At 43.8% G+C, this 25,871-nt stretch carries 35 protein-coding genes, 1 tRNA gene, 2 pseudogenes and 1 riboswitch; of the genes and pseudogenes, 13 read left to right on the top strand and 25 right to left on the bottom strand.

The genetic code is table 11. The annotated features are described in order from the left end of the window. Positions 1–188: 188 nt before the first annotated feature. The 7 genes and pseudogenes from terS to CW370_RS01730 form a co-directional block, all read right to left on the bottom strand. Positions 189–698, bottom strand: a pseudogene (terS, locus tag CW370_RS01760) (phage terminase small subunit); the annotation flags it as partial. A 160-nt stretch (positions 699–858) separates the two neighbouring features. Beyond that, a complete protein-coding gene (locus CW370_RS01755; RefSeq protein ID WP_024572461.1) occupies positions 859–1,143 on the bottom strand; it encodes a YjcQ family protein in 285 nt (94 codons plus the stop codon). Positions 1,144–1,154: 11 nt separating this feature from the next. Further along, entirely contained in the window at positions 1,155–1,661 is a 507-nt protein-coding gene (locus CW370_RS01750) for a hypothetical protein (protein WP_101169577.1), read from the bottom strand. Positions 1,662–1,909: 248 nt separating this feature from the next. Continuing rightward, positions 1,910–2,371, bottom strand: coding sequence for a sigma-70 family RNA polymerase sigma factor (locus CW370_RS01745; RefSeq protein ID WP_024572463.1), 462 nt, complete (start codon positions 2,369–2,371; stop codon positions 1,910–1,912). Positions 2,372–2,407: 36 nt separating this feature from the next. Continuing rightward, a pseudogene (locus tag CW370_RS01740) lies at positions 2,408–2,580 on the bottom strand (hypothetical protein). 15 nt (positions 2,581–2,595) lie between these two features. Then, positions 2,596–2,727 carry a hypothetical protein gene (locus CW370_RS01735; protein WP_009967026.1) on the bottom strand — a complete coding sequence of 44 codons (132 nt, stop codon included), beginning with the start codon at positions 2,725–2,727 and terminating at the stop codon, positions 2,596–2,598. Positions 2,728–2,884: 157 nt separating this feature from the next. Next, positions 2,885–3,205 (bottom strand): hypothetical protein, encoded by a 321-nt coding sequence (locus CW370_RS01730; RefSeq protein ID WP_024572465.1) that lies wholly within the window; start codon positions 3,203–3,205, stop codon positions 2,885–2,887. A gap of 125 nt (positions 3,206–3,330) precedes the next feature. Between CW370_RS01730 and CW370_RS01725 the strand changes: the two genes are divergently transcribed. Further along, on the top strand, positions 3,331–4,560 hold the full coding sequence (locus tag CW370_RS01725) for an amidase domain-containing protein (protein WP_024572466.1): 1,230 nt from the start codon (positions 3,331–3,333) through the stop codon (positions 4,558–4,560). 70 nt (positions 4,561–4,630) lie between these two features. Here the strand turns inward: CW370_RS01725 and CW370_RS21395 are convergent, their stop codons facing one another. Continuing rightward, a complete protein-coding gene (locus CW370_RS21395) occupies positions 4,631–4,789 on the bottom strand; it encodes a hypothetical protein (RefSeq protein WP_032680291.1) in 159 nt (52 codons plus the stop codon). A gap of 173 nt (positions 4,790–4,962) precedes the next feature. Between CW370_RS21395 and CW370_RS01720 the strand changes: the two genes are divergently transcribed. Continuing rightward, complete coding sequence (locus tag CW370_RS01720; RefSeq protein WP_032680293.1) at positions 4,963–5,193, top strand: hypothetical protein; 231 nt, start codon at positions 4,963–4,965, stop codon at positions 5,191–5,193. Positions 5,194–5,413: 220 nt separating this feature from the next. On the opposite strand, the gene CW370_RS01715 is transcribed toward CW370_RS01720, so the two are convergent. Further along, positions 5,414–5,486, bottom strand: a tRNA-Val gene (locus CW370_RS01715). A gap of 172 nt (positions 5,487–5,658) precedes the next feature. Here CW370_RS01715 and CW370_RS01710 point away from each other — a divergent pair. Together CW370_RS01710 and CW370_RS01705 are read left to right on the top strand one after the other, a co-directional pair. Then, on the top strand, positions 5,659–6,849 hold the full coding sequence (locus CW370_RS01710; protein ID WP_029946612.1) for a DUF819 family protein: 1,191 nt from the start codon (positions 5,659–5,661) through the stop codon (positions 6,847–6,849). Between the two features lie 69 nt (positions 6,850–6,918). Next, a complete protein-coding gene (locus tag CW370_RS01705) occupies positions 6,919–7,467 on the top strand; it encodes a GNAT family N-acetyltransferase (RefSeq protein WP_015383377.1) in 549 nt (182 codons plus the stop codon). A 29-nt stretch (positions 7,468–7,496) separates the two neighbouring features. Here the strand turns inward: CW370_RS01705 and metC are convergent, their stop codons facing one another. After that, positions 7,497–8,669 carry a cystathionine beta-lyase gene (gene metC / locus CW370_RS01700; protein ID WP_021479530.1) on the bottom strand — a complete coding sequence of 391 codons (1,173 nt, stop codon included), beginning with the start codon at positions 8,667–8,669 and terminating at the stop codon, positions 7,497–7,499. Beyond that, positions 8,662–9,783 carry a cystathionine gamma-synthase/O-acetylhomoserine thiolyase gene (metI, locus tag CW370_RS01695; protein WP_003232857.1) on the bottom strand — a complete coding sequence of 374 codons (1,122 nt, stop codon included), beginning with the start codon at positions 9,781–9,783 and terminating at the stop codon, positions 8,662–8,664. The genes metC and metI overlap by 8 nt, the downstream gene beginning before the upstream one ends. A 67-nt stretch (positions 9,784–9,850) precedes the next feature. Continuing rightward, a riboswitch (SAM riboswitch) is annotated at positions 9,851–9,971 on the bottom strand. A gap of 167 nt (positions 9,972–10,138) precedes the next feature. Between metI and CW370_RS01690 the strand changes: the two genes are divergently transcribed. Genes CW370_RS01690 through CW370_RS01680 form a run of 3 tightly spaced genes read left to right on the top strand, consistent with a single transcriptional unit; the run spans position 10,139 to position 11,839 of the window. Beyond that, positions 10,139–10,861, top strand: a complete 723-nt coding sequence (locus CW370_RS01690) for an esterase family protein (RefSeq protein ID WP_024573370.1) — start codon at positions 10,139–10,141, stop codon at positions 10,859–10,861. 36 nt (positions 10,862–10,897) lie between these two features. Continuing rightward, positions 10,898–11,413 carry a YjcG family protein gene (locus CW370_RS01685; protein WP_003232861.1) on the top strand — a complete coding sequence of 172 codons (516 nt, stop codon included), beginning with the start codon at positions 10,898–10,900 and terminating at the stop codon, positions 11,411–11,413. A 3-nt stretch (positions 11,414–11,416) separates the two neighbouring features. Further along, positions 11,417–11,839 carry a GNAT family N-acetyltransferase gene (locus tag CW370_RS01680; protein WP_003245407.1) on the top strand — a complete coding sequence of 141 codons (423 nt, stop codon included), beginning with the start codon at positions 11,417–11,419 and terminating at the stop codon, positions 11,837–11,839. Positions 11,840–11,910: 71 nt separating this feature from the next. Here the strand turns inward: CW370_RS01680 and CW370_RS01675 are convergent, their stop codons facing one another. Then, entirely contained in the window at positions 11,911–12,165 is a 255-nt protein-coding gene (locus tag CW370_RS01675; protein WP_024573369.1) for a hypothetical protein, read from the bottom strand. Between the two features lie 116 nt (positions 12,166–12,281). On the opposite strand from CW370_RS01675, the gene CW370_RS01670 reads away from it, so the two are divergent. Beyond that, a complete protein-coding gene (locus tag CW370_RS01670) occupies positions 12,282–14,561 on the top strand; it encodes an ATP-dependent helicase (RefSeq protein WP_157829188.1) in 2,280 nt (759 codons plus the stop codon). Between the two features lie 73 nt (positions 14,562–14,634). Here CW370_RS01670 and spoVIF read toward each other — a convergent pair whose 3' ends face one another. The 4 genes from spoVIF to yjcA all read right to left on the bottom strand — a co-directional run bounded on the left by spoVIF (position 14,635) and on the right by yjcA (position 16,097). Then, positions 14,635–14,889 (bottom strand): sporulation-specific transcription regulator SopVIF, encoded by a 255-nt coding sequence (spoVIF, locus tag CW370_RS01665; protein WP_003232870.1) that lies wholly within the window; start codon positions 14,887–14,889, stop codon positions 14,635–14,637. Between the two features lie 132 nt (positions 14,890–15,021). Beyond that, positions 15,022–15,171 carry a sporulation protein YjcZ gene (gene yjcZ, locus CW370_RS01660; RefSeq protein WP_003232872.1) on the bottom strand — a complete coding sequence of 50 codons (150 nt, stop codon included), beginning with the start codon at positions 15,169–15,171 and terminating at the stop codon, positions 15,022–15,024. 81 nt (positions 15,172–15,252) lie between these two features. Beyond that, the gene (locus CW370_RS01655; protein WP_024572402.1) at positions 15,253–15,459 is read right to left on the bottom strand and encodes a hypothetical protein; all 207 of its coding nucleotides are present in this window, start codon (positions 15,457–15,459) and stop codon (positions 15,253–15,255) included. Between the two features lie 281 nt (positions 15,460–15,740). Beyond that, on the bottom strand, positions 15,741–16,097 hold the full coding sequence (gene yjcA / locus CW370_RS01650; protein WP_003232879.1) for a sporulation protein YjcA: 357 nt from the start codon (positions 16,095–16,097) through the stop codon (positions 15,741–15,743). A gap of 159 nt (positions 16,098–16,256) precedes the next feature. Here yjcA and cotV point away from each other — a divergent pair, with 159 nt between their 5' ends. From cotV to cotZ, 5 genes are all read left to right on the top strand, one after another. Continuing rightward, positions 16,257–16,643, top strand: coding sequence for a spore coat protein CotV (cotV, locus tag CW370_RS01645; protein ID WP_003244871.1), 387 nt, complete (start codon positions 16,257–16,259; stop codon positions 16,641–16,643). A gap of 41 nt (positions 16,644–16,684) precedes the next feature. Beyond that, entirely contained in the window at positions 16,685–16,999 is a 315-nt protein-coding gene (gene cotW, locus CW370_RS01640; RefSeq protein ID WP_024572403.1) for a spore coat protein CotW, read from the top strand. Positions 17,000–17,099: 100 nt separating this feature from the next. Then, positions 17,100–17,618: a spore coat protein CotX gene (cotX, locus tag CW370_RS01635; protein ID WP_003244668.1), complete on the top strand. Its 519-nt coding sequence runs from the start codon at positions 17,100–17,102 to the stop codon at positions 17,616–17,618. 151 nt (positions 17,619–17,769) lie between these two features. Next, positions 17,770–18,258: a spore coat protein CotY gene (gene cotY / locus CW370_RS01630; protein WP_003239243.1), complete on the top strand. Its 489-nt coding sequence runs from the start codon at positions 17,770–17,772 to the stop codon at positions 18,256–18,258. Between the two features lie 127 nt (positions 18,259–18,385). Continuing rightward, on the top strand, positions 18,386–18,832 hold the full coding sequence (cotZ, locus tag CW370_RS01625) for a spore coat protein CotZ (RefSeq protein ID WP_003244982.1): 447 nt from the start codon (positions 18,386–18,388) through the stop codon (positions 18,830–18,832). A 92-nt stretch (positions 18,833–18,924) separates the two neighbouring features. On the opposite strand, the gene cotO is transcribed toward cotZ, so the two are convergent. The 9 genes from cotO to tenA form a co-directional block, all read right to left on the bottom strand. After that, positions 18,925–19,608, bottom strand: a complete 684-nt coding sequence (gene cotO / locus CW370_RS01620) for a spore coat protein CotO (protein ID WP_080262653.1) — start codon at positions 19,606–19,608, stop codon at positions 18,925–18,927. A gap of 100 nt (positions 19,609–19,708) precedes the next feature. Continuing rightward, the gene (fabI, locus tag CW370_RS01615) at positions 19,709–20,485 is read right to left on the bottom strand and encodes an enoyl-ACP reductase FabI (RefSeq protein WP_003232896.1); all 777 of its coding nucleotides are present in this window, start codon (positions 20,483–20,485) and stop codon (positions 19,709–19,711) included. A 135-nt stretch (positions 20,486–20,620) separates the two neighbouring features. Further along, positions 20,621–21,436, bottom strand: coding sequence for a bifunctional hydroxymethylpyrimidine kinase/phosphomethylpyrimidine kinase (gene thiD, locus CW370_RS01610; protein ID WP_024572871.1), 816 nt, complete (start codon positions 21,434–21,436; stop codon positions 20,621–20,623). Between the two features lie 18 nt (positions 21,437–21,454). Then, positions 21,455–22,465 carry a thiazole biosynthesis adenylyltransferase ThiF gene (thiF, locus tag CW370_RS01605; RefSeq protein WP_101169459.1) on the bottom strand — a complete coding sequence of 337 codons (1,011 nt, stop codon included), beginning with the start codon at positions 22,463–22,465 and terminating at the stop codon, positions 21,455–21,457. Further along, complete coding sequence (thiG, locus tag CW370_RS01600; protein ID WP_080262691.1) at positions 22,462–23,232, bottom strand: thiazole synthase; 771 nt, start codon at positions 23,230–23,232, stop codon at positions 22,462–22,464. The genes thiF and thiG overlap by 4 nt, the downstream gene beginning before the upstream one ends. After that, positions 23,229–23,429: a sulfur carrier protein ThiS gene (thiS, locus tag CW370_RS01595; protein ID WP_072173897.1), complete on the bottom strand. Its 201-nt coding sequence runs from the start codon at positions 23,427–23,429 to the stop codon at positions 23,229–23,231. The genes thiG and thiS overlap by 4 nt, the downstream gene beginning before the upstream one ends. After that, complete coding sequence (gene thiO, locus CW370_RS01590) at positions 23,429–24,538, bottom strand: glycine oxidase ThiO (protein WP_024573479.1); 1,110 nt, start codon at positions 24,536–24,538, stop codon at positions 23,429–23,431. The genes thiS and thiO overlap by 1 nt, the downstream gene beginning before the upstream one ends. Further along, complete coding sequence (gene tenI, locus CW370_RS01585; RefSeq protein ID WP_029945997.1) at positions 24,522–25,139, bottom strand: thiazole tautomerase TenI; 618 nt, start codon at positions 25,137–25,139, stop codon at positions 24,522–24,524. The genes thiO and tenI overlap by 17 nt, the downstream gene beginning before the upstream one ends. After that, the gene (gene tenA / locus CW370_RS01580; protein WP_014476446.1) at positions 25,114–25,824 is read right to left on the bottom strand and encodes a thiaminase II; all 711 of its coding nucleotides are present in this window, start codon (positions 25,822–25,824) and stop codon (positions 25,114–25,116) included. Before tenA ends, tenI begins: the two co-directional genes overlap by 26 nt. Between the last annotated feature and the right edge of the window lie 47 nt (positions 25,825–25,871).

The following is a 25,871-nucleotide window of genomic DNA, read 5'->3' as shown; positions in this document are numbered from 1 at the left end:
AACATTTTCTTGAAAAATAAATATAACTGCGACATTGATTGCTCGAGTTAATCAATCGCTGCCTGTAAAGGATTTAAAAATTGATAACAAATAAAAAACCTCCATTTTATAGGAAGGTTTAAAAGTTATATTATCAAGTTTGAAGGCAATCTGAAGCAATGTGAAATGTGTTAGGTGTTTGTTTCACTGTAAAGTCTGTAGCGAAACCACGTACTAAAACTAATGACAAGCCCATCTTCAATTTCGCTGACCTCAGATATAAGGGACCTTTTCTTTTTCAGCTCTTTGATTATTTCTTCCTTATCAGAAACGAACATGATCTTTTGCGCCCGGATAATAGCTGCATATTGAATCTGAATTTGATCCCATATCATATCGGCAGGCGAACGCTCTTGAATCTTTTCCATGATTTCAAGCGTCTCTTCTGGCAGGAATTTAGAGAAAAAGCCGTGAGTTACAGCATTTTGATTCCTCTGTGGGGCGCCGCCGTTGTTCCCGACTGCATTTTTGTTGCCAGGTTGCCCGCCTTTTTTTGTGTGCACACTTTTTTCAGAGGGTGCACCCTTTTTCCTTTCCCAACCATGCCGCTGCTTCCACGATTTAATGGTGTTCACTGACACCCCGTATTTTTCGGCAAGGTCCTTGTATTTCATGCCTTTGACGTAATCCTTATACGCCTGAATGTGCTTTTCGGCCATCTACATTCACCGCCGCCCCCTTCTGATTCGTGTTGTTTTGGAAAAGATATTCCCTCTAAACCACCACCGTGCTCAAGCCGTTCACCGCCAATTGTCTATCCTGAGACTTACCGGAAGCAGTTTACAGGGAACAAAAAAAGCACCCCGTAGGATGCTCTTATTATTTAATCCAATCTTTAATCTCTTTAATGGTCTTATAAGCCTTAGACCATTTTCCATTCTCTTTCAAATAGTTTTCACCTTTCTCTGTCAGTTCAGGTCCTAATTTGTATAAATGAGGTCTATCATCTGAATAATGGACCCCAATGATATACCCTTCGCGTTTTAAAAAGTTCACAGCATCATCAAATTGATCTTCAGTAACTCCAATATCGTTTTCTGACAAAGGAGTATTACCTTCAAAAATTTCTTTTAAGATTGCATACCTTAATTTATCCTTATTCATATTTTCTCCTTTCAGTCTTTAAATCTGTCTTTCACTTTTCTCTCTTTGACTTGTTCAAATATTTTCATAATAGAAATTGCTTGATTTCTATGTTTTCTTTCTACTGCAATTATCCAAACAATAGCAGCAATTGTACCAGCAGCAAAAGCTAAAGCTCCCCAATGTTTTTCATAAAAATTAAAGAACATGGTGAGATATGCTGCAAATAAAGGGATAAAGGCTGGAACATATTTTGAATGATCATGGATAATATCTATATGAGAAAATCTCGATATAGCAAATTCTAAACATTCAATATCCAATTTATAAAGAAGAGATTGGAACCTTTTGTATTCTTTCTTTTCATGACCAATTCGAGTTTTTTCAAAAAAGAAAGCAAGTAGCTCCTTTTTGTGATAAGTATAAATCGCATTTTCCAGTTCTTCTAAGTCCTCATTATTCTGCTCTTCAATATTCTTCTTTTCCTTATTCTTCTTTTTATTATTTTTCTTTTTATTCACTTTACAATTCACTCCCATTTTTAATATCGGGAATGAAATGTTATGATTAACAATTTGCAAAATTTTGTCGAACGAAACTGTTGAATAAAACCATATATTGTCAGGGATATTAACATGTACGCAATACTGCTACTGTTCTATCACCGATTCACTATGTAAGACCTCCCAGTTGAGTTGATCCTCGCTTACCACTGGGAGGTTTTACTCATTATATAAAATTGGTGGTGACGCAGGAATAATCCGCCGCGCCGATCCTGCCTCCCATTTTACACCGCCGATTTAAACGAGTTCAAATATTGCAGAAAGTTGGCTTCTTTGACTTTATTGACGATGTTGCTGATTATGGCTGTTTTGATCTTTCTGATGGTATCCCGGGAGCAATCAAGGTGGTTTGCAATAGCAGTGTAGCTCATGCCTTCCATCATGCAATCATAAATGATACGTTGCTTTTCTTCTTCAATGTGTTCCATAGCGTTGTCCAGGTAATGCACAATAGATTCATATTTGTGAAGCCGTCTCTCTCTTCGGTCCATCTGCCGTAGTTCTGCCTGACTGACGCCAGCTGATCCCCTTGGCATGCTTGCTTCATCCCCGTATGTTGCAGTGAGCTTTGCGCTAATAAAGTCTACTTTGTTTAATACACGGTTGAGCCTTTTGATCTCCCGCAGCATGAATTTATAATCACGAATCCATTCCTCAATCTCCCATGCAATCATTTGATCTGTCATAGTGCTTTCCCTCATGATAGTTAAATAGAGTAAGTGTCATTCCAGTTGTTTGCTTTTTGTTCTGCGATATATTGAGGCCTCGATACCTCTTTCACGTTGATACTGAAGGTTTTGACCAAGAAGGCTTTCAACTCGTTATAGAGCTCTTCTTTGCCGCAAAAGATATTCACAAGCTTTCCGTTTTTATAAGCGAATCCGTATTTCATCATCCTCAAACTCCCTTTTTACTTTCTGCGTTTATAAGCGCCGCCTTTGCCACGTCTGAGTGTTTGCATGTTAGTGTTCATCATTTGTTGCCAGAAACGATCTAAGCGCTCATGTTGCTTCTGTGATGGTTTCTTTTTGGACTGTTTCATGTCTAATTACTCCTTTCATAGCTAGTAATCGCGATAGACATCTGGTTAGTTGCGAAAAAAAAAACGGACACCGATCGAAGCACAAATTTCTCTGTAAAACGATCAGTGTCCGCAGGCTTTCCGTCTTGGACTTCTTATTCAATTTTAAAATTTATTTTTACGGCCCTGTGCCACAACTTACTTCGTATTCACCATCTGATGATTTTTTCGAATAGCATAAGTGAGGAGTTTGCCCTGTTTCATCTTTCCAATCTAGCCAATTTACATAATAAAGATTCCCAGATTCATTGTCTCCTTCTCTTTTCTGGAGAACTGCAAAGTAGCTTTGGTAGGGATATCCTCTTTTATAAATTTCGTGTCTGATTGCTCCTTTTTCCGAAGAAGCTGTAAAGACAACAGGAGATAGAACTGGAAGTACTATCAATATAACAATAAGTGCTGCCAAGAGGGAAAGTATAATTTTAGTTTTATTTTTCATTTTTTCCTCCGATACCTTTTTATGTATTTATCTTTATGTTATATTATTACATGTATTTTATGCCATATTTCAATTGGTGTAAATAATAAATATTACTTATATTTAGATTTTATTGGAGGTTTCGTATGAAAAAAGAATTACTTGCTTCACTAGTTTTATGTCTATCGTTGTCACCATTAGTGTCAACAAATGAAGTTTTTGCAGCCACTACTAATAAAGAGACTAAAGAAAATGTTTCAATTACCAACGAGATTGGTTACGAAAAAGTTAAGGATATGTTAGAACAACAAAAATATGATTTTGAACACAACACTCCTTTAGCGCATCCTAAAGAGTCTAAATTGACTGATTCCGACGAAGGAGTCTTACTGTATTCTGCGTTAAGTAAAGTGGACAAACAAAAATTCCACGAGTTTACATACGATATAGACGATGTTAAGACTTCTGAAAAAAACAATAAGCTAATTGTTGAAGCTTATATTACTCGAAACTTTGTTTTTGGTGTTGAAAAAGTAACAACATCTCTGGGCGATAATATTAAACTTGAAATTCCCAAAACAACTTCTAATAAACAAAGTTCTCAATCAACAAATACTTCTAATCTAAGTTTATCTCAAGTTAAAAATTCTTCTAATCAACTAAATGTAATACCATTGAGTAATTCTTCTAAGCAACTAAATGTAACACAATTAAATAATTCTTCTTCAACTCTACAATATGAAAATGATGAAGAATATTCTTCGGATGTTAAATTAGATGAATTTTTAAAAAATTATAAGCAAGAAGTGAAAAATGATGATAAAGAAGAAGTGAAAAGTGAAAATAAACCAATAAGTATGAACTTCAATGCTGCTAACTCTAATCAACTAACTGTGACTGCAACATCTGTTAAAGGATATAGTGGTTACGCTGCAATGAAATATGCAGAAAAATATGCCTTAAAACCAAATAAAAACTATAAATATTATAAAGACAAAGATTGTACTAACTTTGTTTCCCAAGCATTAAGAGCTGGAAGAATGCCGTACTTTAAAGAATGGAAACCCTATACAGATGCTTGGGTTAATGCAGGAGCCTTTAGATCATACATTTTAAAAGCTGGCGGAATAAAAATGAAGACTGTTTCTGATACATATTCAAATGTAAAGCTTGGAGATGTATATCACTATGATTACCATAATAAAATAGGTCTTCGCTATGCTGATGGTTGGATGGATCATACGGCTATCGTAACGAGCCGAGCAAATATGAAACTTTATGTAAGTTATCATTCTACCAATAGACTTAACGTTCCTCGGGAATATGTTACTTCTAAGGAAGGCGGAAAACGGTATGTTTCTAGTATTCGCAATTAATAAATTGATACTAAACCGTTGATCATGCCTTCCGCTACTTAATAAGCTGTTGGGAAAGCAATCCCCTGATCTAGAGTGGTTCAGGGGATTTTTGTAATTTAAACGTGTTCCAACGCTCTGAAATTCCGTTCATTTGTTTTCCCTCTTCTTTAAATACATCAATATCTTTAAAGTAAACCGCAGCCGTAAATGAAATGATTGCCCCGATCAAAGCAAGGTTCGCTTTCATGTCCGGCCTGTAATCGTGTTGGAAATATATCCAGAATCAACATCCCATCAGCAGAAACAATATTCTAAGTGCCATCCAATCCCTCTAACTCAACTTACTAACAAAAAACAACTTGGATATTTTTGTATTCCATTTAATAATAAAGGTGTATTTTAAAAAAGGAAGTGCTTAAAATGAAATTGAAAACAGCTTTAACTGGTTCTGCATTATCCCTTGCTTTACTCGTTTCTGTTGCTCCTGCTTTTGCTACAAGCCTTGCAAACCATAGCACAAATCACGAATCAGTATCACCCCAAGCAATTTATCAAGATTATTATAAAGGGGCTGATTCTAGAGCAGAATTTAAAAATACAATTGATGTTTTCAGTACAAAATTTTATTTAAAAGATGCATGGCTGAAGTGACGGTCTTGGACTGGCTTTTATCAATGAAGATTTAACAGAAATCCGATCTTCCGTTTGTTACTATTGAACTAATCAAGTAAGTTTGGAGTTAGTTTTTTGGGACTGCGGTCAATGAATTTCGCCAACAGTTCGCCAACAGTTCGCCAACAACTCGCGAATTTGATGAACCTGCTTTATTAAAGCAAAGTAAAAAACCCTTGCTACGCAAGGGTTTAAGCTATGATTCCGACTGGGCTCGAACCAGCGACCTCTACCCTGTCAAGGTAGCGCTCTCCCAGCTGAGCTACGGAATCATGATATGTATGTGTTGCTGGGTATGTTGTTGTCTTTCTGACAAGTTCTATTATATAACCTTCCCTTCTATTCGTCAACTGCTTTTTTAGAAAAACTTTTTTTGGACTTGCTGTTCCGTTCCCCGGCTATTATAATATGTCTTAATTTTCTAACAATAGAGGTGATGGGGTTTTGCATTCTTTGATTTCTTCTGATGATGCATGGGTATTGTGGGGGTTTATTGCGGTGTGGGCGGCAGTGAGCATCGGGCTGGAGCAGCGCTTTAAGTGGGCGTCCGCTGTGTCGGGTGCTATTATCGCGCTGGCAGGTGCTATGGTGTTTACAAATGTAGGAGTGCTTCCTGTTGAGTCGCCTGTGTATGATACTGTGTGGTCTTATGTGGTGCCGCTGGCGATACCACTTTTATTGTTTCAGCTCAATGTTCGGCAAATTTTTAAGGAAAGCAGGCGTTTGCTGTTTATTTTTCTGATTAGCTCCGTTGGAACAGTGCTTGGCAGTATCCTCGCTTTTTTTCTACTCAAACAGCATATTCCTTACTTAGATAAAATCGGCGGGATGATCAGCGCCTCTTATATCGGCGGCGGGGTCAACTTTGCGGCGATGGCGGCAAAATTTGAGACGCCTGGTGAATATGTGTCGGCTACCGTTGTGGCTGATAATTTTATGATGGCGCTTTTGTTTTTTATTTTAATCAGCATTCCTGCACTCAAATGGTTTCAGCGGCATTATGCCATGCCGTTTGAAGAGAAGGTAAAAGCCGATGAAAACAGCGGAAACAGTGCTGAAAGCTACTGGAAACGGAAGGATATTTCCTTAAAGGATATCGCTTTTAATGCCGGTGCTGCTTTTGCGCTTGTTGCGGTTAGTGTGAAGGTTTCCGGTTATTTTAAAAGCGTTTTTTCTCATCCCCTGCTGACCGGTACGCTTGGCGATCAGTACCTGGTGCTTACATCTTTAACTGTTCTTATCATTTTTCTTTTCCCGCGTTTTTTTGAAAGGCTCAATGGATCTCAGGAACTTGGAACCTTTTTGATTTATTTATTTTTTGTGGTGATCGGCATTCCTGCAGATCTCCGCTTAATCGTCACGAATGCGCCTCTTATTCTATTATTCGTGTTTATCATTGCGATCAGCAATTTAGCGGTTTCCTTAGCTGCCGGAAAATTGTTCCGTGTGCGGCTTGAAGAAATTCTGCTCGCCGTCAACGCTACTGTCGGGGGACCGACGACTGCGGCTGCGATGGCAATTGCCAAGGGATGGAGGGAGCTTGTCGCCCCGATCATGCTTGTCGGTACGCTCGGCTACTTAATCGGCAACTATGTTGGCACTTTTATGGGAAATTGGTTTTCTTCCTTCTTATAAAAAGGATATTTGCATTTCCCTGAGAATAATGTAAGAGGAATGCTGACTTGAGAACGGAGAGATCACTGTATGTTAAAAGGAAAAACCATTTATGTTAGACCTTTAGAAGTAACGGATGCCGAAGAAAATTTACGGCTGCAAAGCGAAAATCGGGATTTTTTCGAACAGTTTTCTATGATACGCGCAGACGATTACTATACGGTTGAGGGGCAAAGAAAACGAATAACCGAGTATCAGGAAAGACTTGAGAAAGATGAAGAATATCATTTTGGCATCTTTACAGCGTCAGACGATAGATTAATCGGGACGGTTTCGCTCTTTCAAATCATCCGTGGCGCACTGCAAACTGCGTTCATCGGGTATTTTTTAGACAAAGCCCATAATGGAAAGGGCATTATGACAGAGGCAGTCAGATTGGTTGTTGATTATGCGTTCCACGAATTGAAACTGCATCGGATTGAAGCCGGTGTGATGCCCCGTAATCTCGGGTCCATGCGTGTATTAGAAAAAGCGGGATTTCACAAAGAAGGCATCGCCCGAAAAAATGTGAAAATTAACGGCGTTTGGGAGGATCATCAAGTCCTCGCGATTCTGAATCCTGATGATGAACAATATTAAAAGAAGCCGGGCCATCCCCGGCTTCTTTTTTAACGAACCGCAACTGGAGCAATTTCTTTCAGCGCTTGTTCGAAATCGTGTTCTAAATCGTCTGCATGTTCGACTCCCACACTAAGACGGAGCAGACCATCAGTGATACCGCGTTTTTCACGCTCTTCCTTAGGCATTGCCGCGTGAGACATCGTTGCCGGATAGGACAAAATCGATTCCACGGCGCCAAGGCTGACAGCGAAGACCGGCAGTGACACATTCTCGACTAACTTCTTAACGGCCTCTTTGCTTTCAAGCTCAAAAGATAGCACGGCGCCCGCTCCCGTTGACTGGCTTTTATGGGTTTCAGCGCCGGGATGATCAGCCAGTCCCGGATAATACACGCGCTTGACCGCCGGGTGCTTCTGGAAAAATTCCGCAAGCCGCTGCGCTGTTTGGCTCGCTTTTTCTAAACGGACCTGCAACGTTTTTAAGCCGCGCAGCACGAGCCAGCAATCTTGCACGCCAAGGACGGCGCCGAACGCGTTTTGCAGCTTATACAGCTGCTTCCCAAGCTCTTCATCCTTGACAGCAGCTAAACCTGAGAGCACATCGCTGTGTCCGCTTAAGAATTTTGTCGCGCTGTGAAGTACAATATCCACGCCGAGATCAAGCGGACGCTGCAGTGCCGGCGTCATGAATGTATTGTCCAGAAAGGTCAGGCAGCCGTTTTCTTTTGCAAGCTGAACAACTGCTTTAATATCCGTAATCCCAAGTGTCGGATTTGATGGCGTCTCCATATAAATGACCTTTGTGTTCGGCTTGATGCTCCGCGCCACTTCATTACGATCCGTCATGTCGACAAACGTATGCTCAATGCCAAACCGAGTCAGCACCTCTGTCACCATACGGAAGGTTCCGCCGTATACATCTTCTGTCACAAGAACGTGATCACCCTGTGACAGCAGTAAAAATGCTGTTGAGATGGCAGCCATGCCTGAACTGAAAGCAAATCCTCTTGTTCCGCCTTCCAGTGCGGCAATTGTTTCTTCAAGAGCTGTTCTTGTCGGCGTGCCAGAGCGGCTGTAATCATATGCCCCGAACTCTTCAAATGAAGATTGGTGAAAAGTCGAGGCGTGCTGAATCGGTACACTGACCGCCCCGGTTCCGCCGTCTGTTTTAAATGGATTGTGCACGAGCTGGGTTTCCAGCGTCCAATTATGTTTACTCAAATGAAACAGCTCCCTCTTTGACCTGACATAATGCCTGTTTTAGATCCTCTTTTAAATCTTCCGCATGTTCAATTCCGACAGAAAAGCGCAGCAACCGATTGCACACCCCGTTTGCGATGCGGATCTCTTCAGGAATATCCATGTGCGTCTGGGTCGCAGGGTATGTAATAAAGCTTTCCACCCCGCCGAGGCTTTCTGCAAAACAAATGGTCTTCAGTGCTTTTAAAAACGGATTGACCCATTCTTCTTTTTGCAGACGGAAGGACAGCATGCCGCCTTTTCCGGGATACAGCACATCCGAAATTTCTTCCTGCTCTTCTAAAAACGCCGCAAGCTCCTGCGCGTTTGCCTGATGCTGACGCATTCTGAGGCTCAGCGTCTTCATTCCTCTCATCAGAAGCCACGAATCAAATGGCGGCAGGACGGCGCCGATTGCATTTTGATGCTGAAACATTTCCTCTCCGAGCCGCTCATCCTTCACCACGACAAGTCCAGCAAGCAGATCGTTATGCCCGCCTAAATACTTGGTTGCGCTGTGAATGACAATGTCAGCTCCCAGCTCAAGCGGCCGCTGCAAGACCGGTGTATAAAATGTATTATCTACGATCAGCAGAAGACCGTGCTCCTTTGTAATCCGGGCAATATGTTCAATGTCCGCCTCCTGCATGAGGGGGTTTGTCGGCGTTTCCACAAACACCGCTTTTGTATTCGGCGTAATCTTAGAGCGTAAACAGTCCTCATCGCTGAAATCATCATAATGAAAAGTCAATCCGTATTTTTTCCATTCATTTTCAAATAAACGGTACGTGCCGCCATATAGGTCCGATGAAACGATCAGTTCATCTCCGCTTTTAAACAGCGCCATAATCGTTTGGATAGCAGCCATTCCTGAACTAAAGGCAAGCCCTCTTGCGCCGTTTTCTAAGTTAGCGATGGCGTCCTCAACAAGCTGGCGTGTCGGATTTTTTGTGCGGACATAATCAAATCCGGTTGATTCTCCGATCCCTCTGTGGCGGTATGCTGTTGATAAATAAATAGGAGCACTCACTGTTCCCGTGACTTCATCGCTACGGTTCCCAATTTGGGCTAATTTCGTTTCAACGTGCTGTGACATATAGCTGACACCTTCCCTTTTCAAAATAAAAACCCCTTCTTCATAAGAAGAAGGGGTTTAACGCTTCTTCTTATCTTCCAAGCATAAAAAACGCTTGCTGGATTTAGCACCTTGGCGCTTTGCACATGCAAAACAAGCCGGTTGCTGAGGTTTCTAAGGGCCAGTCCCTCCACCTCTCACGATAAGAAATATCGATTTCAATTTTCTGATTGTTTTATATTAGCGCAATTCACAGTTTATTTCAACACTTTTTTCTTCGTGTGCCGAACCGTTTAAAGAGAGAAATTTCAAATAATTCATGGTACAATAATTGAAAATGCAAGAAAGTATAGTGATGTCCTGGAGGAATGTTTTTATGGCACCGAAAAACGGCACAGTGCAAGAAAAGAAATTCTTTTCAAAAGAGCTTAACGAGGAAATGACCTTGCTTGTTTATCTGCCGTCCAACTACTCCCCGCTTTATAAATACCATGTCATTATCGCGCAGGACGGCCACGATTATTTCAGGCTGGGGAGAATCGGCAGACAGGTTGAGGAATTGCTGTCGAAACACGAAATAGACCGGAGCATTATTATCGGTGTTCCCTATAAGGATGTAAAAGAGCGCAGAAACACCTATCATCCGGAGGGTTCAAAATTTTCGGCGTATAAACGGTTCATCGCCCATGAGCTCGTTCCTTTTGCAGATGATGAGTATCCAACCTATCAGATCGGTTATGGCCGAACCCTGATCGGTGATTCGCTCGGAGCGACCGTATCACTTATGACAGCGCTTGATTATCCGAATATGTTTGGCAACATCATCATGCAGTCTCCCTATGTTGACAAACATATACTAGAAGCCGTGAATCAGTCAGATGATATCAAACACCTCTCTATTTATCACCAAATTGGAACAAAAGAAACTGACGTCCACACGACAGACGGGAACATTCTGGACTTTACAGAACCGAACCAGGAGCTGAAACAGCTGCTGGAGAAGAAGCTTTCCGATTATTATTTTGAGCCATTTGACGGAGACCACAAATGGACATACTGGCAGCCGCTCATCACCCCGGCGCTGAAAAAAATGCTTTAACACTCTATCATACTTTATTTCCAGGAGGGACATAATATGAAATACGGAATCGTTTTATTTCCATCAAAAAAGCTCCAAGACCTTGCAAACTCTTACAGAAAGCGCTATGACCCAAGCTACTCTCTGATCCCGCCTCATTTGACGCTGAGAGCATCCTTTGAATGCGCGGAGGAGAAAGCGGATCAGCTCGTATCACATTTAAGAAACATCGCAAAAGAGTCCCACCCACTCGTTCTCAAAATGACAAAATACAGCTCATTTGCGCCTGTCAATAATGTCATTTACATCAAAGCAGAACCGACGGAAGAGTTAAAAACACTCAATGAAAAGCTATACACCGGTGTGTTGGCAGGAGAACAGGAATATAATTTCGTTCCGCATGTGACGGTCGGCCAAAACCTTTCCGACGATGAGCATTCAGATGTGCTGGGACAATTAAAAATGCAGGAAGTGTCGCATGAAGAAATCGTTGACCGTTTCCACTTGCTTTACCAGCTGGAAAACGGATCGTGGACAGTATATGAAACCTTCTTGCTAGGCAGAGGAGAATAATGTTTGAAAGCAGTTATCGCAAAAAATGAAGAACAACTGAAAGATGCATTCTATGTAAGAGAAGAAGTCTTTGTCAAAGAACAAAACGTGCCTGCTGAAGAAGAAATTGACGAACTTGAAAATGAGTCAGAGCATATCGTCGTGTATGACGGTGAAAAGCCTGTCGGCGCCGGAAGATGGCGCATGAAGGACGGCTACGGCAAGTTAGAGCGGATTTGCGTACTGAAAAGCCACCGCTCAGCCGGTGTCGGCGGCATCATTATGAAAGCGCTCGAAAAAGCCGCGGCAGACGGAGGCGCTTCCGGTTTCATTTTAAACGCGCAAACACAGGCTGTGCCGTTTTACAAGAAACACGGGTATCGCGTGCTTTCTGAAAAAGAATTCCTCGATGCCGGCATTCCGCACTTACAAATGATGAAGGACTGAACGCATCCGGATCTTTTGAGATCCGGATTTTTTCTGCATATAAAAAACCGTTCTCTGGTATGAACGGTTTTTTATACATATCGATTAATATATGTGCCCATTCCTTTTTCTCGCAATCTCTTATAAAGAGAGCGCTTACGTTTTGCCTCGTGTACTTTTCTTTCAGCGGCCGTTTGATTCTCCTGCTGCTTTTCCAGTTCTTTGTATACCCGCTGAAACGGGACATAGCTGATTTTTTCGGTTCCGGCATAATCCTGCTTATGTCCAATCGTTCTATTAGCATATTGAGCGTATTGCTGGTTCTGAATTTGACCTGCATATATCATACAATACCCACCCCTCTGCTGTCTCTTTTCCCTTAAACTTACTTTTTGAAACACATTTCTTTTGATATGATAGTCATTGTCTGTAATGAACACCTTTTGATTGGGAGGACCCCTTTTTGAAATGCGCCCGACTGAATGATAGAATCATACATTTACATACATATTCGAGAGAACATTATCAATTCCTCTTTGAAGAGGGAATAAAAGGACATTTATTTTGTTCTCATTGCGGAAAGCCCGTTTTGTTACGGCTTAACATCGCCGATCCGCCAGAGTTTATCCATCGCCAGCCAGGCGATTTTCCGGCATGTGAGGAGGCGTGCGAACCGAAGCCCTCTAAAGAGGAAAAAAAAGAAGACGATCAGGAATCTGGTGTCATTCGTTTACCCAAGGGAAAAGCGATCGCCGCTGACCCGTCCCCAGCTGTTACGGAATGGCACCGTCCTAGAAGCATTAAACCAGGAACACCATTTGTGCCAAAAACAATAGAACCCAATACGAGCCTTTTTCCGTCTGTCGGTTTAAACACGGATCAGCTGAAAGCTGTCACAGAAACAGAGGGCCCGCTGCTCGTGCTTGCAGGTGCGGGGAGCGGAAAAACACGGGTGCTGACAGCCCGTGCCGCCCACATGATCGAACACTTAGGCATACCGCCTGAAAATATGCTGCTTGTCACCTTTACAACAAAAGCTGTCGCTGAAATGAAAGAGCGTATGGCGAACCAGTACGGATTACAGCCGGCAAAAGTCAGAAGACTTGTGACAGGAACATTCCACAGTCTGTTTTATAAGATCTTGTATCACTCTAATTCTGCTAAATGGAACGGTGAGCATCTGCTGAAAATGGAGTGGCAGCGGGAACAATATATCAAAAAAGCACTCTATGAAGAGGGCATCGATGAGAAAGAATTCCCAGTTGACCAAGCCCTGCAGCAGATCGGTTTTTGGAAAAACACTTATGTCCCAAATGAACGCATCCCTCTAAAAGATGAGTGGGAAAAACAAGTTTATCGTTTATATGAACATTATGAACGCCAGAAAAAAGAACACAGCCAATTTGATTTTGATGACATGGCTTCAGCCTGCTATGAATTGTTTATCGAGCGGCCTGACCTTCTGGAACAATATCAATCTCGGTTTACGTATATCTTAATTGATGAGTTTCAGGACATTAATCCGGTTCAATACAAAATCATGCAAATGCTCGCCAGCCCGGAGCAAAACCTGTGCTGTGTCGGAGACGATGACCAGTCCATCTACGCGTTTCGCGGAAGCAATCCGTCTTTCATTCTTGATTTTCAAAAAGATTATCCGGGAGCGAAGACGATCTATTTAACTGCGAACTACAGGTCTACGCACCCGATCGTCTCTAGTGCTGATATCGTCGTGAAAAAGAACAAAAACAGATATGCCAAAACGCTTGAAGCGGCCCGCGATGACATTCAGGTCCCTGTGCTGTTTTATCCTTATGATGAAGAGGAAGAAGCCACAATGGTCGTTTCCGATATCAAAGAAAAAATTCAAAACGGAGCCAGTCCAGATGACTTTGCGGTTCTTTACCGCACAAACAGCGGAGGCCGTGCTATTTATGAGAGGCTTCATCAATCGTCAATTCCGTATACAGCTGACCGCGGCGTCCAATCGTTTTACAGCAGACGGATCGTCCGCCAGATTCTCGCCTACTTGTACGCCAGCCAAAATGAGGATGACACCGAAGCGATTAATCACTTGCTTCCCGCCTTGTTTTTAAAACAGTCCGCTTTGAATACGCTGAAGGCGCTCTCGATTACAGAGGACTGTACCATGATCAAAGCGCTGGCCAAATTGCCTGATCTGAAGCCATTCCAGCTGGACAAAATCAAGAAAATCGTACCGTTTTTCGCAAGCCTCCGCACAATGAAACCCTTAGAAGCCATCACCTTTGCAGAAGGAAAAATGGGCTTCTCCGAGTATTTAAAAAAGCGGGGCAATGAGGGCAACAAGCTGGAAAAAGGTTCCGATGACCTGCGCGACATCAAGGTTGTCGCCAAGAAGTTCAAAACGATTCCTGACTTTCTTGCCCACGTAGACCATATGAGGGCCGCTGAGAAAAACAGAACGGATGAACATGGCGTTCAGCTGATGACCATTCACCGGTCAAAAGGCCTTGAATTCAAAACAGTCTACGTGTTAGGCACTGTAGACGGCTCGATTCCGCACGATTTCTCATTAGAAACGGCAAGAAAAGGAGACGAGGCCGCTCTTGAGGAGGAAAGACGCCTTTTATATGTAGCCATGACCCGGGCGAAACAGCATTTATATTTGTCTTGCCCCGCTAACAGGCGCGGCAAAACAGCCAACCGCTCAAGATTTTTGTATCCCCTGCTACAGAAAGCAAGACAGCCCTTGCATCATTAACAGCCCGGCAGATTACTGCCGGGTTTTTACGGTAAAAAAAGGCCCGCTGCAGTGAGTCAGCCAGGCCATCCACTTATTTATTATCCATCATTTTAGAAATCGTGCCAAAATCAAGCTTTTCTTTTCCGCTTGTAATAGATTCCACAATTTTATCTTCTAATTCTTTTGGCACGCGTCTGTTTGCCATCTGCGCTACGCGGTTAATCACACTGCGCACTGTATTTTCATCTTTAAAATTAGCGTTTTGGAGTGATCCGGCAAGATTCATTACATCCTGCATCTTCACACCTGTTTTCTTTTCGATGTTCTTAAAAAATTGATTATCCATAATGCGCCTCCTTTTGGCGGAGTAATACGGTATTGTATGAATGCACATAATACAATGTGCTTTTCCAACATTTTTAAAAATAAACACAAGGCAAGGAAGCACGGGTTATAACCCGTACTTCCTCAATACATCTTAAAAGAAAGATGCACCTACGATGATGAGGAGAATGAATAATACGACCAACAAAACAAATGTTGAACCATAGCCGCCGCCGTAACCGCCAGCATAACCGCCATAACAGCCGCCGCCGTAGCCGCCGCCGAATCCGTATCCAAAGCCCATAGATAAGCACCTCCTTTACTCTCTATACACTATGTGAGCTGCTTGGATCGGCTTGGATATTCGCATAGGGCGTTTGCGGATTTACGATTGATCATATTGAGCTTGATGTTTTTTAAGTAAGGCCTCCGTTTTTTCAGCCAGCTCTTCAATCTCATCTTCAAATTCCAGACCGGCTTTATCAAATGCATCCAAGTCATTTCTGATGCGACCCATCGTGTCTTCATACTCTTTTTGCTTTTGTTCGTGTGGTTCATATCTTCCTTCTATCCATTTTTCAAACTCATTCACTTTTATCCCCCCGCTTATGATATATGCTGAGCGAGGCCGCCCCGTTAAAAAAACAAAAAACCGGAGTTCTCCGGTTTCTTTGCCAGGCTATTGAGGCTTTTTCTTTTTATTTCCGCACCCGCAGCCTTTCTTTTTTATCTTTTTTGATTGATACGATGAATCTGTATATGGAGATTTTTGGGAAGGTTTATTATGTTGATTCATTTTTGTCCCCTTCCTTTCCTTATGTCATATATGCTACTTTATGCGTATTCTGACAGAAAGTTGCTGGTGGTAACGCCTTATTCTTGCAGCCATTTTGATACGAGCGTTTCTATGATGCCGGCAAGGCCGGCGATCGCCAAAAGTAAAATCAGCCACTGCGCCGCTTGCGGGATCAACGCCTGGCATAAAATCAAAAAGCCGGCGCACCACACGCCTGTGCACCAATAGCAGCTCAGCAATTCACCAATAAACGCCCTGACACCGGTTCCTTTAATCACGATATAGGTTTGAATATTCCCGTCCGCATCCTTTTCTTCCTTCTCTTCATGAAACAGACTGCGAAGCGGCGCCATAATCGTGTCAAACACCAGCAGGCGGGCGAGCCGAAAGACCGCAAGCGATAGAAGAACAATTGTCAGCCCATTTATAACCACTCGTTCACTCCTTTGCCAATCATGATCCCTTCACATATATGCCAAAACCCTATTCTTCATGAATTGTATCTTGTCCGGCAGAAAATTGGTTATTTTTATTATTCCGCTCTGCACCCCATTTGCATTATATAGAGTATGGATAAGAAAGGAGTGAAGGTTATGTCATTTGAAGAAAAAGTCGAATCCCTGCACCCTGCAATATTTGAGCAATTATCAAGCGAATTCGAACAGCAGATCGAAGTGATTGATTGCGAAAATATCACAATTGACACGTCACATATAACAGCTGCCCTTTCTATACAAGCCTTTGTGACAACCATGATTATCGTGGCGACTCAGCTCGTCATCGCCGACGAGGATTTGGCTGACGCAGTGGCAAGTGAAATTCTTATTCTCGATAGCTCACAAATCAAAAAAAGAACCATCATTAAAATTATCAACAGCCGCAACATCAAAATTACTTTGTCTGCCGACGAGATAATAACCTTTGTACAAATCTTGCTTCAGGTGTTAAACAGCATTCTTAGTGAACTTGACGTCCTTTAACCCTTTCTTTTTCACAAACTTAAAAGACGAGGTGAAAACAAATGTCAGATAACGATAAATTCAAAGAAGAGCTTGCAAAGCTTCCAGAAGTTGATCCAATGACGAAAATGCTGGTCCAAAATATATTTTCTAAACATGGTGTCACGAAAGACAAAATGAAAAAAGTATCAGACGAAGAAAAAGAAATGCTCTTAAATCTTGTAAAAGACTTACAAGCTAAATCACAAGCGCTAATAGAAAACCAAAAGAAGAAAAAAGAAGAAGCAGCCGTGCAAGAGCAAAACACAAAACCGCTAAGCCGCAGAGAGCAGCTCATTGAACAGATCAGACAAAGACGGAAAAACGATAACAATTAGCCAATCATAAAAAAAATAGGGTTCTTCATCAGGATATATGACTCAGTCAAAATAAGAGGCTCGCTCATTTAATAACAGTAAAAGAAAAGGAGGAATAGATATGGAAAGCAGACCATATTCTTGGGTTGCACTTGATCCTGACTGTGACCATCCGTTAGATGACAAAGAGAAAGATAAAGAAAAACACGAAAGAAAATGTCATTGCGACGTTTGCTGTAATGGCAATGGTTTTTTTGGCAACGACAACGCCTTCATCGACCAAGATCTAGCTCAAGCAAATCTCAACAAACAAGTATCAGATGAAACGATTATTATTAGAGATTCTTGTGACATCAATGTTACATCTACAGACGTTCAAGCCGTAACATCAGTTGTAACAGCACTTAATGCCGCTGTCGTAACGGCAACTCTGACATCAATTGCAGACGGCGTAATTGCCGAATTAGTCGCACAAGATTTGTTACAGCTTACAGCCAACAAACAAGTAAACCGCCAAAAACTTCTCATCGAATGTTCCCGCGGCGTAAACGTCACAACAGTAGATGCCGATATCGCAACCCTTATCTCTACAGCAACAAATACACTCGTAGCCATCCTAGTTATCACTCTTGTCCTCTAGAACCTAAAAGCAGAGCTAAAAACGCTCTGCTTTTTCTTATTTTCCAAGCATATGATGAATATATAGACGTTCACCCACACCAAGTGGGGCACGGGTACATATGTTGTTAAGGACTAAAGTCAAATACCCTATAAAGAAGGAGCTGAAATCAATGAGCTGCGGAAAAACCCATGGCCGGCATGAGAACTGTGTATGCGATGCAGTGGAAAAGATTTTAGCAGAGCAGGAGGCAGTTGAAGAACAGTGTCCGACTGGCTGCTATACCAACCTTTTAAACCCTACGATTGCTGGAAAAGACACAATTCCGTTTCTCGTTTTTGATAAAAAAGGCGGATTGTTCTCCACATTCGGAAACGTAGGGGGATTTGTGGATGATATGCAATGCTTTGAATCCATTTTCTTCCGCGTCGAAAAATTATGCGATTGCTGTGCAACACTTTCTATTTTACGCCCGGTCGATGTCAAAGGCGATACCTTAAGTGTTTGCCACCCTTGCGACCCGGATTTCTTCGGGCTAGAAAAAACAGATTTCTGCATTGAAGTGGATCTCGGATGCTTCTGCGCGATTCAGTGCCTGTCACCAGAGCTAGTTGACAGAACATCGCCTCATAAAGATAAAAAGCATCATCACAATGGATAAACACTTGTAAAGAGGAATCCCCTTCCAAACTCTATTACAGGTGCAAATCATTCAGCTGCTTCCAGCGTGAGGCAGCTGACTCTCCATCATTTCGCCAGTCTCAAATTTATAAGGCAGGAGGGATAATATGAGCCAGAAAACATCAAGCTGCGTGCGTGAAGCTGTAGAAAATATTGAAGATCTGCAAAACGCTGTTGAAGAAGACTGCCCGACCGGCTGCCACTCTAAGCTTTTATCTGTAAGCCATTCGTTAGGCGACACAGTGCCTTTTGCAATATTTACATCAAAATCAACGCCATTAGTCGCCTTCGGAAATGTCGGCGAACTCGATAACGGCCCTTGCTTTAATACAGTATTTTTCAGGGTTGAAAGAGTGCATGGAAGCTGCGCAACACTGTCATTATTAATCGCATTTGACGAACACAAACACATTTTGGACTTCACCGATAAAGATACGGTGTGTGAAGTGTTCCGACTCGAAAAAACGAACTACTGTATTGAAGTTGACTTAGACTGCTTCTGCGCAATCAACTGCTTAAATCCTCGATTAATCAATCGTACACATCATCATTAATCATAAGCTGGAAAAGCTTGCAGGCCTGCAGGCTTTTCTCTATGTAAAAAAGCTGTCCGGCAACATCAGCCGGGCAGCTTTTTTCTTTTTCGTTAAAAACCGAGCGGGTGCAAAGAGGTAATATCATCGATTGCCAGTTCGGTTGGGGCTCCGTTTCCTGTTGTTCGAAGCAGGACGGAATCATTTCTTCTTCCGACAATCACGCCCCTGTACGTTCTTCCATTGGCTTCAATCAAACAAAGCGCTCTCGGCATGTTATGAGGCAGCTTTGTTAAAAAATCAATTTTTTCGTGGATCGTCATCTTGCTCATCGGTTTTTTCACTTTTCGTGCCGGCGGTGCTTTTTCCTCCGCTTTATCAGCACTATGGACAGCTTCCGGTTCTTTCTCAGGCTTCCGGGTCTCAAGTGCAGGCTCTTCCTTTTTTTCTGCTTTCGGGGGCTCGTGTTCAACGGTTTCTTCTACGGCCTGCGGCTCTGCTTTCTGTTCCTCCTGGCTTTTTATGTTCTCTGGCTCTCTCGCCTCTTGTGTTTGCTGACTCACTGGTTCGGCTGCAGGCTTTTGGTCTTCTTGCAGGACATCCTGTGCCACGGCTTCCTCCTGCTGCTTCTCATGGTAAGCCGGCTTTTCCTCAGCTTTTGGCGGAGCGGGTTTGTCGGCCTTTCTTTTGATGACAATCTCCTGCATGGATGACCTTGTAGTTTCTGCATAATCCGGCTGAACAATATACATGAGCGGTTTTTTATCCGCGTTTCTTTTCTTATTAGACATCTTCATCCCTCCGATTGTGTCATATTCTATCTATATGACAGAAAGCTGAAAATCAGAAGAAATAAAAAAGCAATCCCTATTCGGGATTGCTTGATATAGATCCTGCTTAGCGGGCAGTGATATGGAAACCTGAATCAACGTGAAGATTTTCACCTGTAATCCCGCGGGACATATCGCTGAACAAGAACGCAGCTGTATCGCCCACTTCTTCAGGTGTTGTCGTGCGGCGAAGCGGTGCACGCTCTTCGATGTCTTTTAAGATAGAGTTGAAATCGCTGATGCCTTTAGCAGATAATGTTCTGATCGGACCGGCAGAAATGCTGTTGACGCGGATATTTTCTTTTCCTAAGTCAGCAGCTAAATATTTCACACTTGCATCAAGAGAAGCTTTTGCTACACCCATGACGTTGTAGTTTGGCATCACAAGCTCTCCGCCAAGGTACGTCAAAGTGACAATGCTTCCGCCTTCAGTCATCATCGGACGTGCCGCTTTGACAACAGCAGTCAGAGAATATGAGCTGATGTTATGAGCCAAAAGGAAGCCGTCACGATTTGTGTTTAAGTATTCGCCGACAAGCTCTTCTTTGTTGGCAAACGCGATACAATGCGCGATACCGTGGATTACACCGACCTGCTCCTTAATGCTTGCGAAGCAAGTTTCGATTTCTGCGTCGTTTGTAACATCGCAAGGGAGGATGATGGAATCGTTGCGGTCTAATGTTCCGGCAAGCTCGTGAACGGATTTCTCCAGGCGTTCACCAGCGTATGTGAAAATCAAACGTGCACCCGCTTCATGTAAAGAACGCGCAATGCCCCAGGCGATGCTGCGTTTGTTGGCTACCCCCATCACAACAATGTTGCGGCCTTCAAGTGAAAAATTCATATGTATAAAGCCTCCTATATTTAATAAAGACATAGTATTAGTACCTGATCTTAATTCCTATCATATCATAACCTTGTCCAGATGAAAAGCGCATACCGTAGCAAACGCAAAAGAGATCACCATCAGCTGGTGATCTCATCGGCTTGTATTTAAGCTGTTTCGTTTAAAAGCGAAATGGTTTGTCGGCCCGTGTCCTGATCCGATGCCGAGCGTATTTTCCACCGCTTCGCGGACAAAGTTGGCCGCAATCTCAAATGCCTGATGGATGCTGTCTCCTTTAGCCGTTTGGGCCGTTAAAGCCGCAGCAAAGGTGCAGCCTGTGCCATGCGTATGCTTCGTATTGATATAAGGATGGGTGATTTGCATAAACATGCTGCCATCAAAAAGAAGGTCAGTAATGTGATTGTCTTCAGGCTGGTGCCCGCCTTTGATAATGACATGCTGCGCACCCATCTTGACGAGCTGCTCCGCTGCTTTTTTCCGGTCATCCAGCGAGCTGATTGTCATTCCTGTCAGCGTTTCTGCTTCCGGGACATTCGGCGTAATCGCGTAGCTTCTTGGAATGAGCAACTCCTTTAAGGTGGCAACTGACTCATCACGCAGCAAGGATGCCCCGCCCTTTGCGATCATAACCGGATCAACAATTACACGATTGAATCCGTACTCGTCAATTTTTCTTGCCACTTCTTCAATCATGTCGGCATTCCAGAGCATTCCCGTCTTAACTGCATCCGGTCTCAAATCCTCAGCAACAGCGTCAATTTGCTGTCTCAACGTCTCTACAGTCAGCGGATGCACACCGTGAACGCCAAGCGTATTTTGAGCGGTTACCGCCGTAATCGCAGACATTCCGAATACATCAAGCTCTTGAAAGGTTTTAATATCAGCCTGTATCCCTGCGCCGCCGCCTGAATCTGATCCGGCGATTGTCAATGCTTTATATATACTCATTACACTACACTCCTTTTATTACCCAATCCATTTATGATAAATGGATTTTGCCCGGGCAATATCATTTGTTCCATGGATCAAAGCTCTGCCGTCCCGGAACAGCACCATTTTCATATCATCCGAGCGGCAGGAAATTAAATACGGGTTCGCAGCTACTTCAAGCCCGGCCTGCCTCAGCTGAGCGGCAAGCGCTTCAAGATCCGCTTCTTTCGTAATAGATGATCTGATCTGCACCGTGTTCCTGCCGCACAATACAGCCGCTTTTGTTTGATTTTCATATGACAAAAACGGAAAATCCTTTGTGCCGCAGCTTGGGCATGCGTCATGTTTGAGACTGGCTGCTCTCACTTCTGACCGCTCATTTTTCCACAAATCAAAAGAGCGCAGCACCGGCTCGCACTCCTCTCCCGTCAGCAGCTTCAGTGCATCTGTTACCTGAAAGACTGCTACCTGCAAAACAGCCGGACTGATGATGCCGGCTGTGTCACATGTTGCTCCGCCAATCGGAAGTGTATCGAGCAAGCAATGCAGGCAAGGAGTAGAACCCGGCACCACGGTAAAGGTGAGGCCGTAGCTCCCTACACAGGCACCGTAAAGAAAAGGAATCCCTTCCTTTACCGCAGCATCATTTACGATCAGGCGGGTTTCAAAATTATCAGCCGCATCCACAATAATCGATGCATCCCTAATCAGCTCGATGATATTTTCTGCTGTCACATCCTTGACAAGGCCGGTCACATCAACATCGCTGTTAATCGAACGGAGACGGCGCTCCGCAGCGGCTGCTTTCGGCATTTCTTTTTTGACATCATCTTCTGTATAAAGCTGCTGGCGCTGGAGGTTGCTCCATTCAACATAATCTCTGTCGGCAATTTTCACAGAGCCGACTCCCGCTCTCACCAGCATTTCTGCACTGGCTGTTCCGAGCGCGCCGGCGCCGATAATCACGGCGCGCGCTTCTTTCAATTTTTTCTGGCCGGATGGGCCGATCGGAGCAAACAGCTCCTGCCTTGAATACCTGCCCGTCATACAGGAAGACCTTCTCCCGGACTGCTTGCCGTTCCGTATTGCTTAAGCGGGATTCGGCCCGCCTCATAAGAAAGGCGTCCTGCTTCCACCGCGAGCTTCATGGCACGAGCCATTTTCACAGGATCGTCAGCTCCCGATACAGCCGTATTGAGCAGTACGCCATCCGCTCCAAGCTCCATTGCGTATGCCGCATCTTTAGGCGAGCCGATTCCAGCATCCACGATGACCGGCACTTTCGCCTGTTCAATAATAAACGACAGATTCAAAGGATTTAAGATTCCTTGTCCTGATCCAATCGGAGATGCACCCGGCATGATGGCATGAACGCCGAGCTCTTCCAGCTTTCTCGCCAGCACAACGTCATCCGACGTGTACGGGAGCACAATAAAGCCTTCTTCAAGAAGCTGTTCAGACGCTTTTAATGTCTCAACAGGGTCAGGCAGCAAGGAACGGCTGCATCCGATAACTTCAACTTTAATCATGTCACAAAGGCCTGACGCTTTCGCCAGCCTTGCAATCCGAACCGCTTCTTCAGCAGTGCTGGCGCCCGCTGTATTCGGCAAAAGCGTATATTTGGATAAATCAAGCTGTTCCAGAAAATTCGGCTGAGATGCTTCAAAGATGTTCATTCTCCGCACAGCAAAGGTTAAAATATTAGACTCAGAAACAGCTACTGCTTCCTTTTGAATGTCAAACGATGGGTATTTCCCCGTGCCCAGCAGCAATCTTGATTGAAATGATTTTCCGCCAATTGTTAACATGCTCATCCGCCTCCTACAAAATGGACAATTTCAATGACATCACGATCACAAAGCTCAACCTCGTGATAGCGTTCTTTCCCGATTATTTCTTTATTTCTTTCCACGATAACAATTTTATTTTCAAGCTGATAAGACGCCAGCAGGTCTTGAATTGTACCTGTGTCTTTTTCCCACTTCACGTCTTTACCGTTCAGCTGTAGGATCATATCTGAACCGCCTCCTTGCGATCAATTCGGAATGCGTGCAGCCAGTCTTGGTTGACCTCTTTATTCATGATGAGATCACTGATCAAAGCGCCCGTTGCGGGAGCAAGCAGGATCCCATTTCTGAAATGGCCCGCCGCAAATAAAATACGGCTGTCCTCAGGATGTCTGCCGATGTACGGTTTTCCATCCTTTGTTCCCGGCCGGAGTCCCGCCCAAAAACGATCCACCTTCATATTCTGTATAGCCGGCAGCATCGTTTTTGCTTTTTTCATAACCGATTCCAATCCGCCAAGATCCGGTGTTTCACTCCAGTCTCCCGGCTTCATTGTCGCGCCGACAACCAGTTTGCCGCTTTTTCTCGGTACGATATAGCAGTGATCATGGTAAAGCGTTTTTGTCAGCGGGATATCATCATTCCAAACGGACAGGCACTCCCCTTTTACAGGGAGAAAAGCATTGTTCAGTCCGAGCTGTTTAAAAAACATCCCGCTCCACACCCCGCTGGCAACGACAACATGATTAGCCCATACGTCTCCGCTAGGGGTCTTGATGAACAGGGCTTCACCGTCACGTTCGACATGCAGGACAGGCGTATGCTCAAAAATCTCCGCCCCAAGCATTTTTGCTGCTTTCACATATGCCTTGCAAACAAAATAAGGCTCCACATGCACATCATCCTGAATAAAAGATGCACCAAAGATGTCACCAGACGCATACGGCTCTTTTTCTAACACCTCTTCTTTTGAATACCAGCTGACAGAGTCCAAATCGTCCATCTGTCTCAGCTGCAGCACATCTTCTTCAGAAAATGCAAGCTTAAACATACCGCCGTTATGCTGCCTGATATCCACACCGGATAATGCATAAAGCTCTTCTCCAAGACCTTTGTACAGACGCTGGCTGTGCATGGCGAAATCAAAAAACGCGTCACGTTCCTCGCATTCGGCATGGGCGCCCAGCATTCCGGCAGCGGCACTTGTCGTTCTGCCGCCCATTGTTCCGCTTTCAAACAATGCGGTGCTTTTGTTTTCCTTTGCCAAATAATAAGCAATCGCGGAACCGATAATTCCGCCTCCAATCACCACTGCTTCATAATGCCTTTTCATAGCGCATCTCCTTTAGCTTGCGGGAATATCGTCTGGCTGCTTCCAAGGGCTCAGCGGAAGAGAAAATTCCTGACATAACAGCGATGCCGTCTGCCCCTGCTTGTTTTACGTCTCTTAACCTGTCCGGCGTCATCCCCCCGATGGCTATAACCGGGATGGAAATCTGCTGTTTGATATCTGACAGCAAAGATACTCCTCTGCCTTCAAGACCCTTTTTGCAATCCGTTTCAAACACATGGCCGAACAGCACGTAGTCCGCGTCTTCCTTTTCTGCTTGAACCGCTTCCTCCAGTGAATGCACCGACCTCCCGATATGAAGGTGTGGAAATCTGGCTCTGACCTGCTTCGGTGAAAAGCTGCCGCTTGGCAGCTGCACGCGGTGAATAGTAGAGAAAAGTGCAATATCCACGCGCCCGTTCATCACCAGCTTTCGTTTATCTATACCGCCTTCAAAAATAAGCTCGAGCAGTTTCAAAATATCCGCCGCCGATTTTGAGCGTTCCCGAATATGAATAAAATCAACTTCATTCTGAATCGTAATGATGATTCTCGCTAGCTCTTCTACCGGCTTGCTGTCATCCGTTATGGCGTGAAGCTCCACATTCCTCCACCTCTTTTATGGCGCTGTCAGACCAGCCTTCTTTTCGATAGGCCATTCCCCAAAATTGATATTCATAGTAGCTGGAGATGACAAAATTCTCTTTCATCTTGGCACGCACTTCCTCCGTGCTGTTTTCCGCCAGCTCATCAAAGCGGTTGATTTGCTCCTCAACCTGTTGTCTAAACCAGTCACCGCCGTACGTCCCAATCCACTTTTGATAAATCGGATGCCCAGGATCGCAATGCAGCAATTTCTCACCAACCTCGTAATAAAGCCAGTAGCATGGCAGCAGGGCCGCTAAGATTTCAGCGAAATTCCCGCTCAAAACCGAACGGTACATATGGGATGTATAAGAGTACGCCGTAGGAGACGGCTTAAACGCCTTACGCTCTTCCTCGCTGATTTCCAACAGCTCGGCAAACTCCCGATGAAGCGCCATTTCCGCCTCATATGTACCTTGAGCATGGCTTGCCATCCGCCCCGTTGTAAAAAGGTCCTTCGCATAAGCTGCGCCAAATGACTGCACCTTTGCAAAATGCGTTAAATAATAGGAATCCTGAAGGACGTAGTATTTAAAACGGTCAATCGGAAGCGTTCCGTCACCGATTCCTTGAACGAACGGATGGACAAAGCTCCCCTCCCACCATTCTGCGGCTGCGCTGCGGCATTCTTCTGAAAACTTCACAAATCATTCCCCCTCTGATAAATAAAAAAACCACTTTCCCGCAAGGA

Origin of the sequence: Bacillus sp. SN32, assembly GCF_002837495.1 — a bacterium.
In the GTDB taxonomy this organism is placed as follows: Bacteria; Bacillota; Bacilli; order Bacillales; family Bacillaceae; genus Bacillus; species Bacillus subtilis.
Note: the sequence above shows the minus strand (reverse complement) of the source record. Positions and strands in the feature narration are given on the sequence as shown.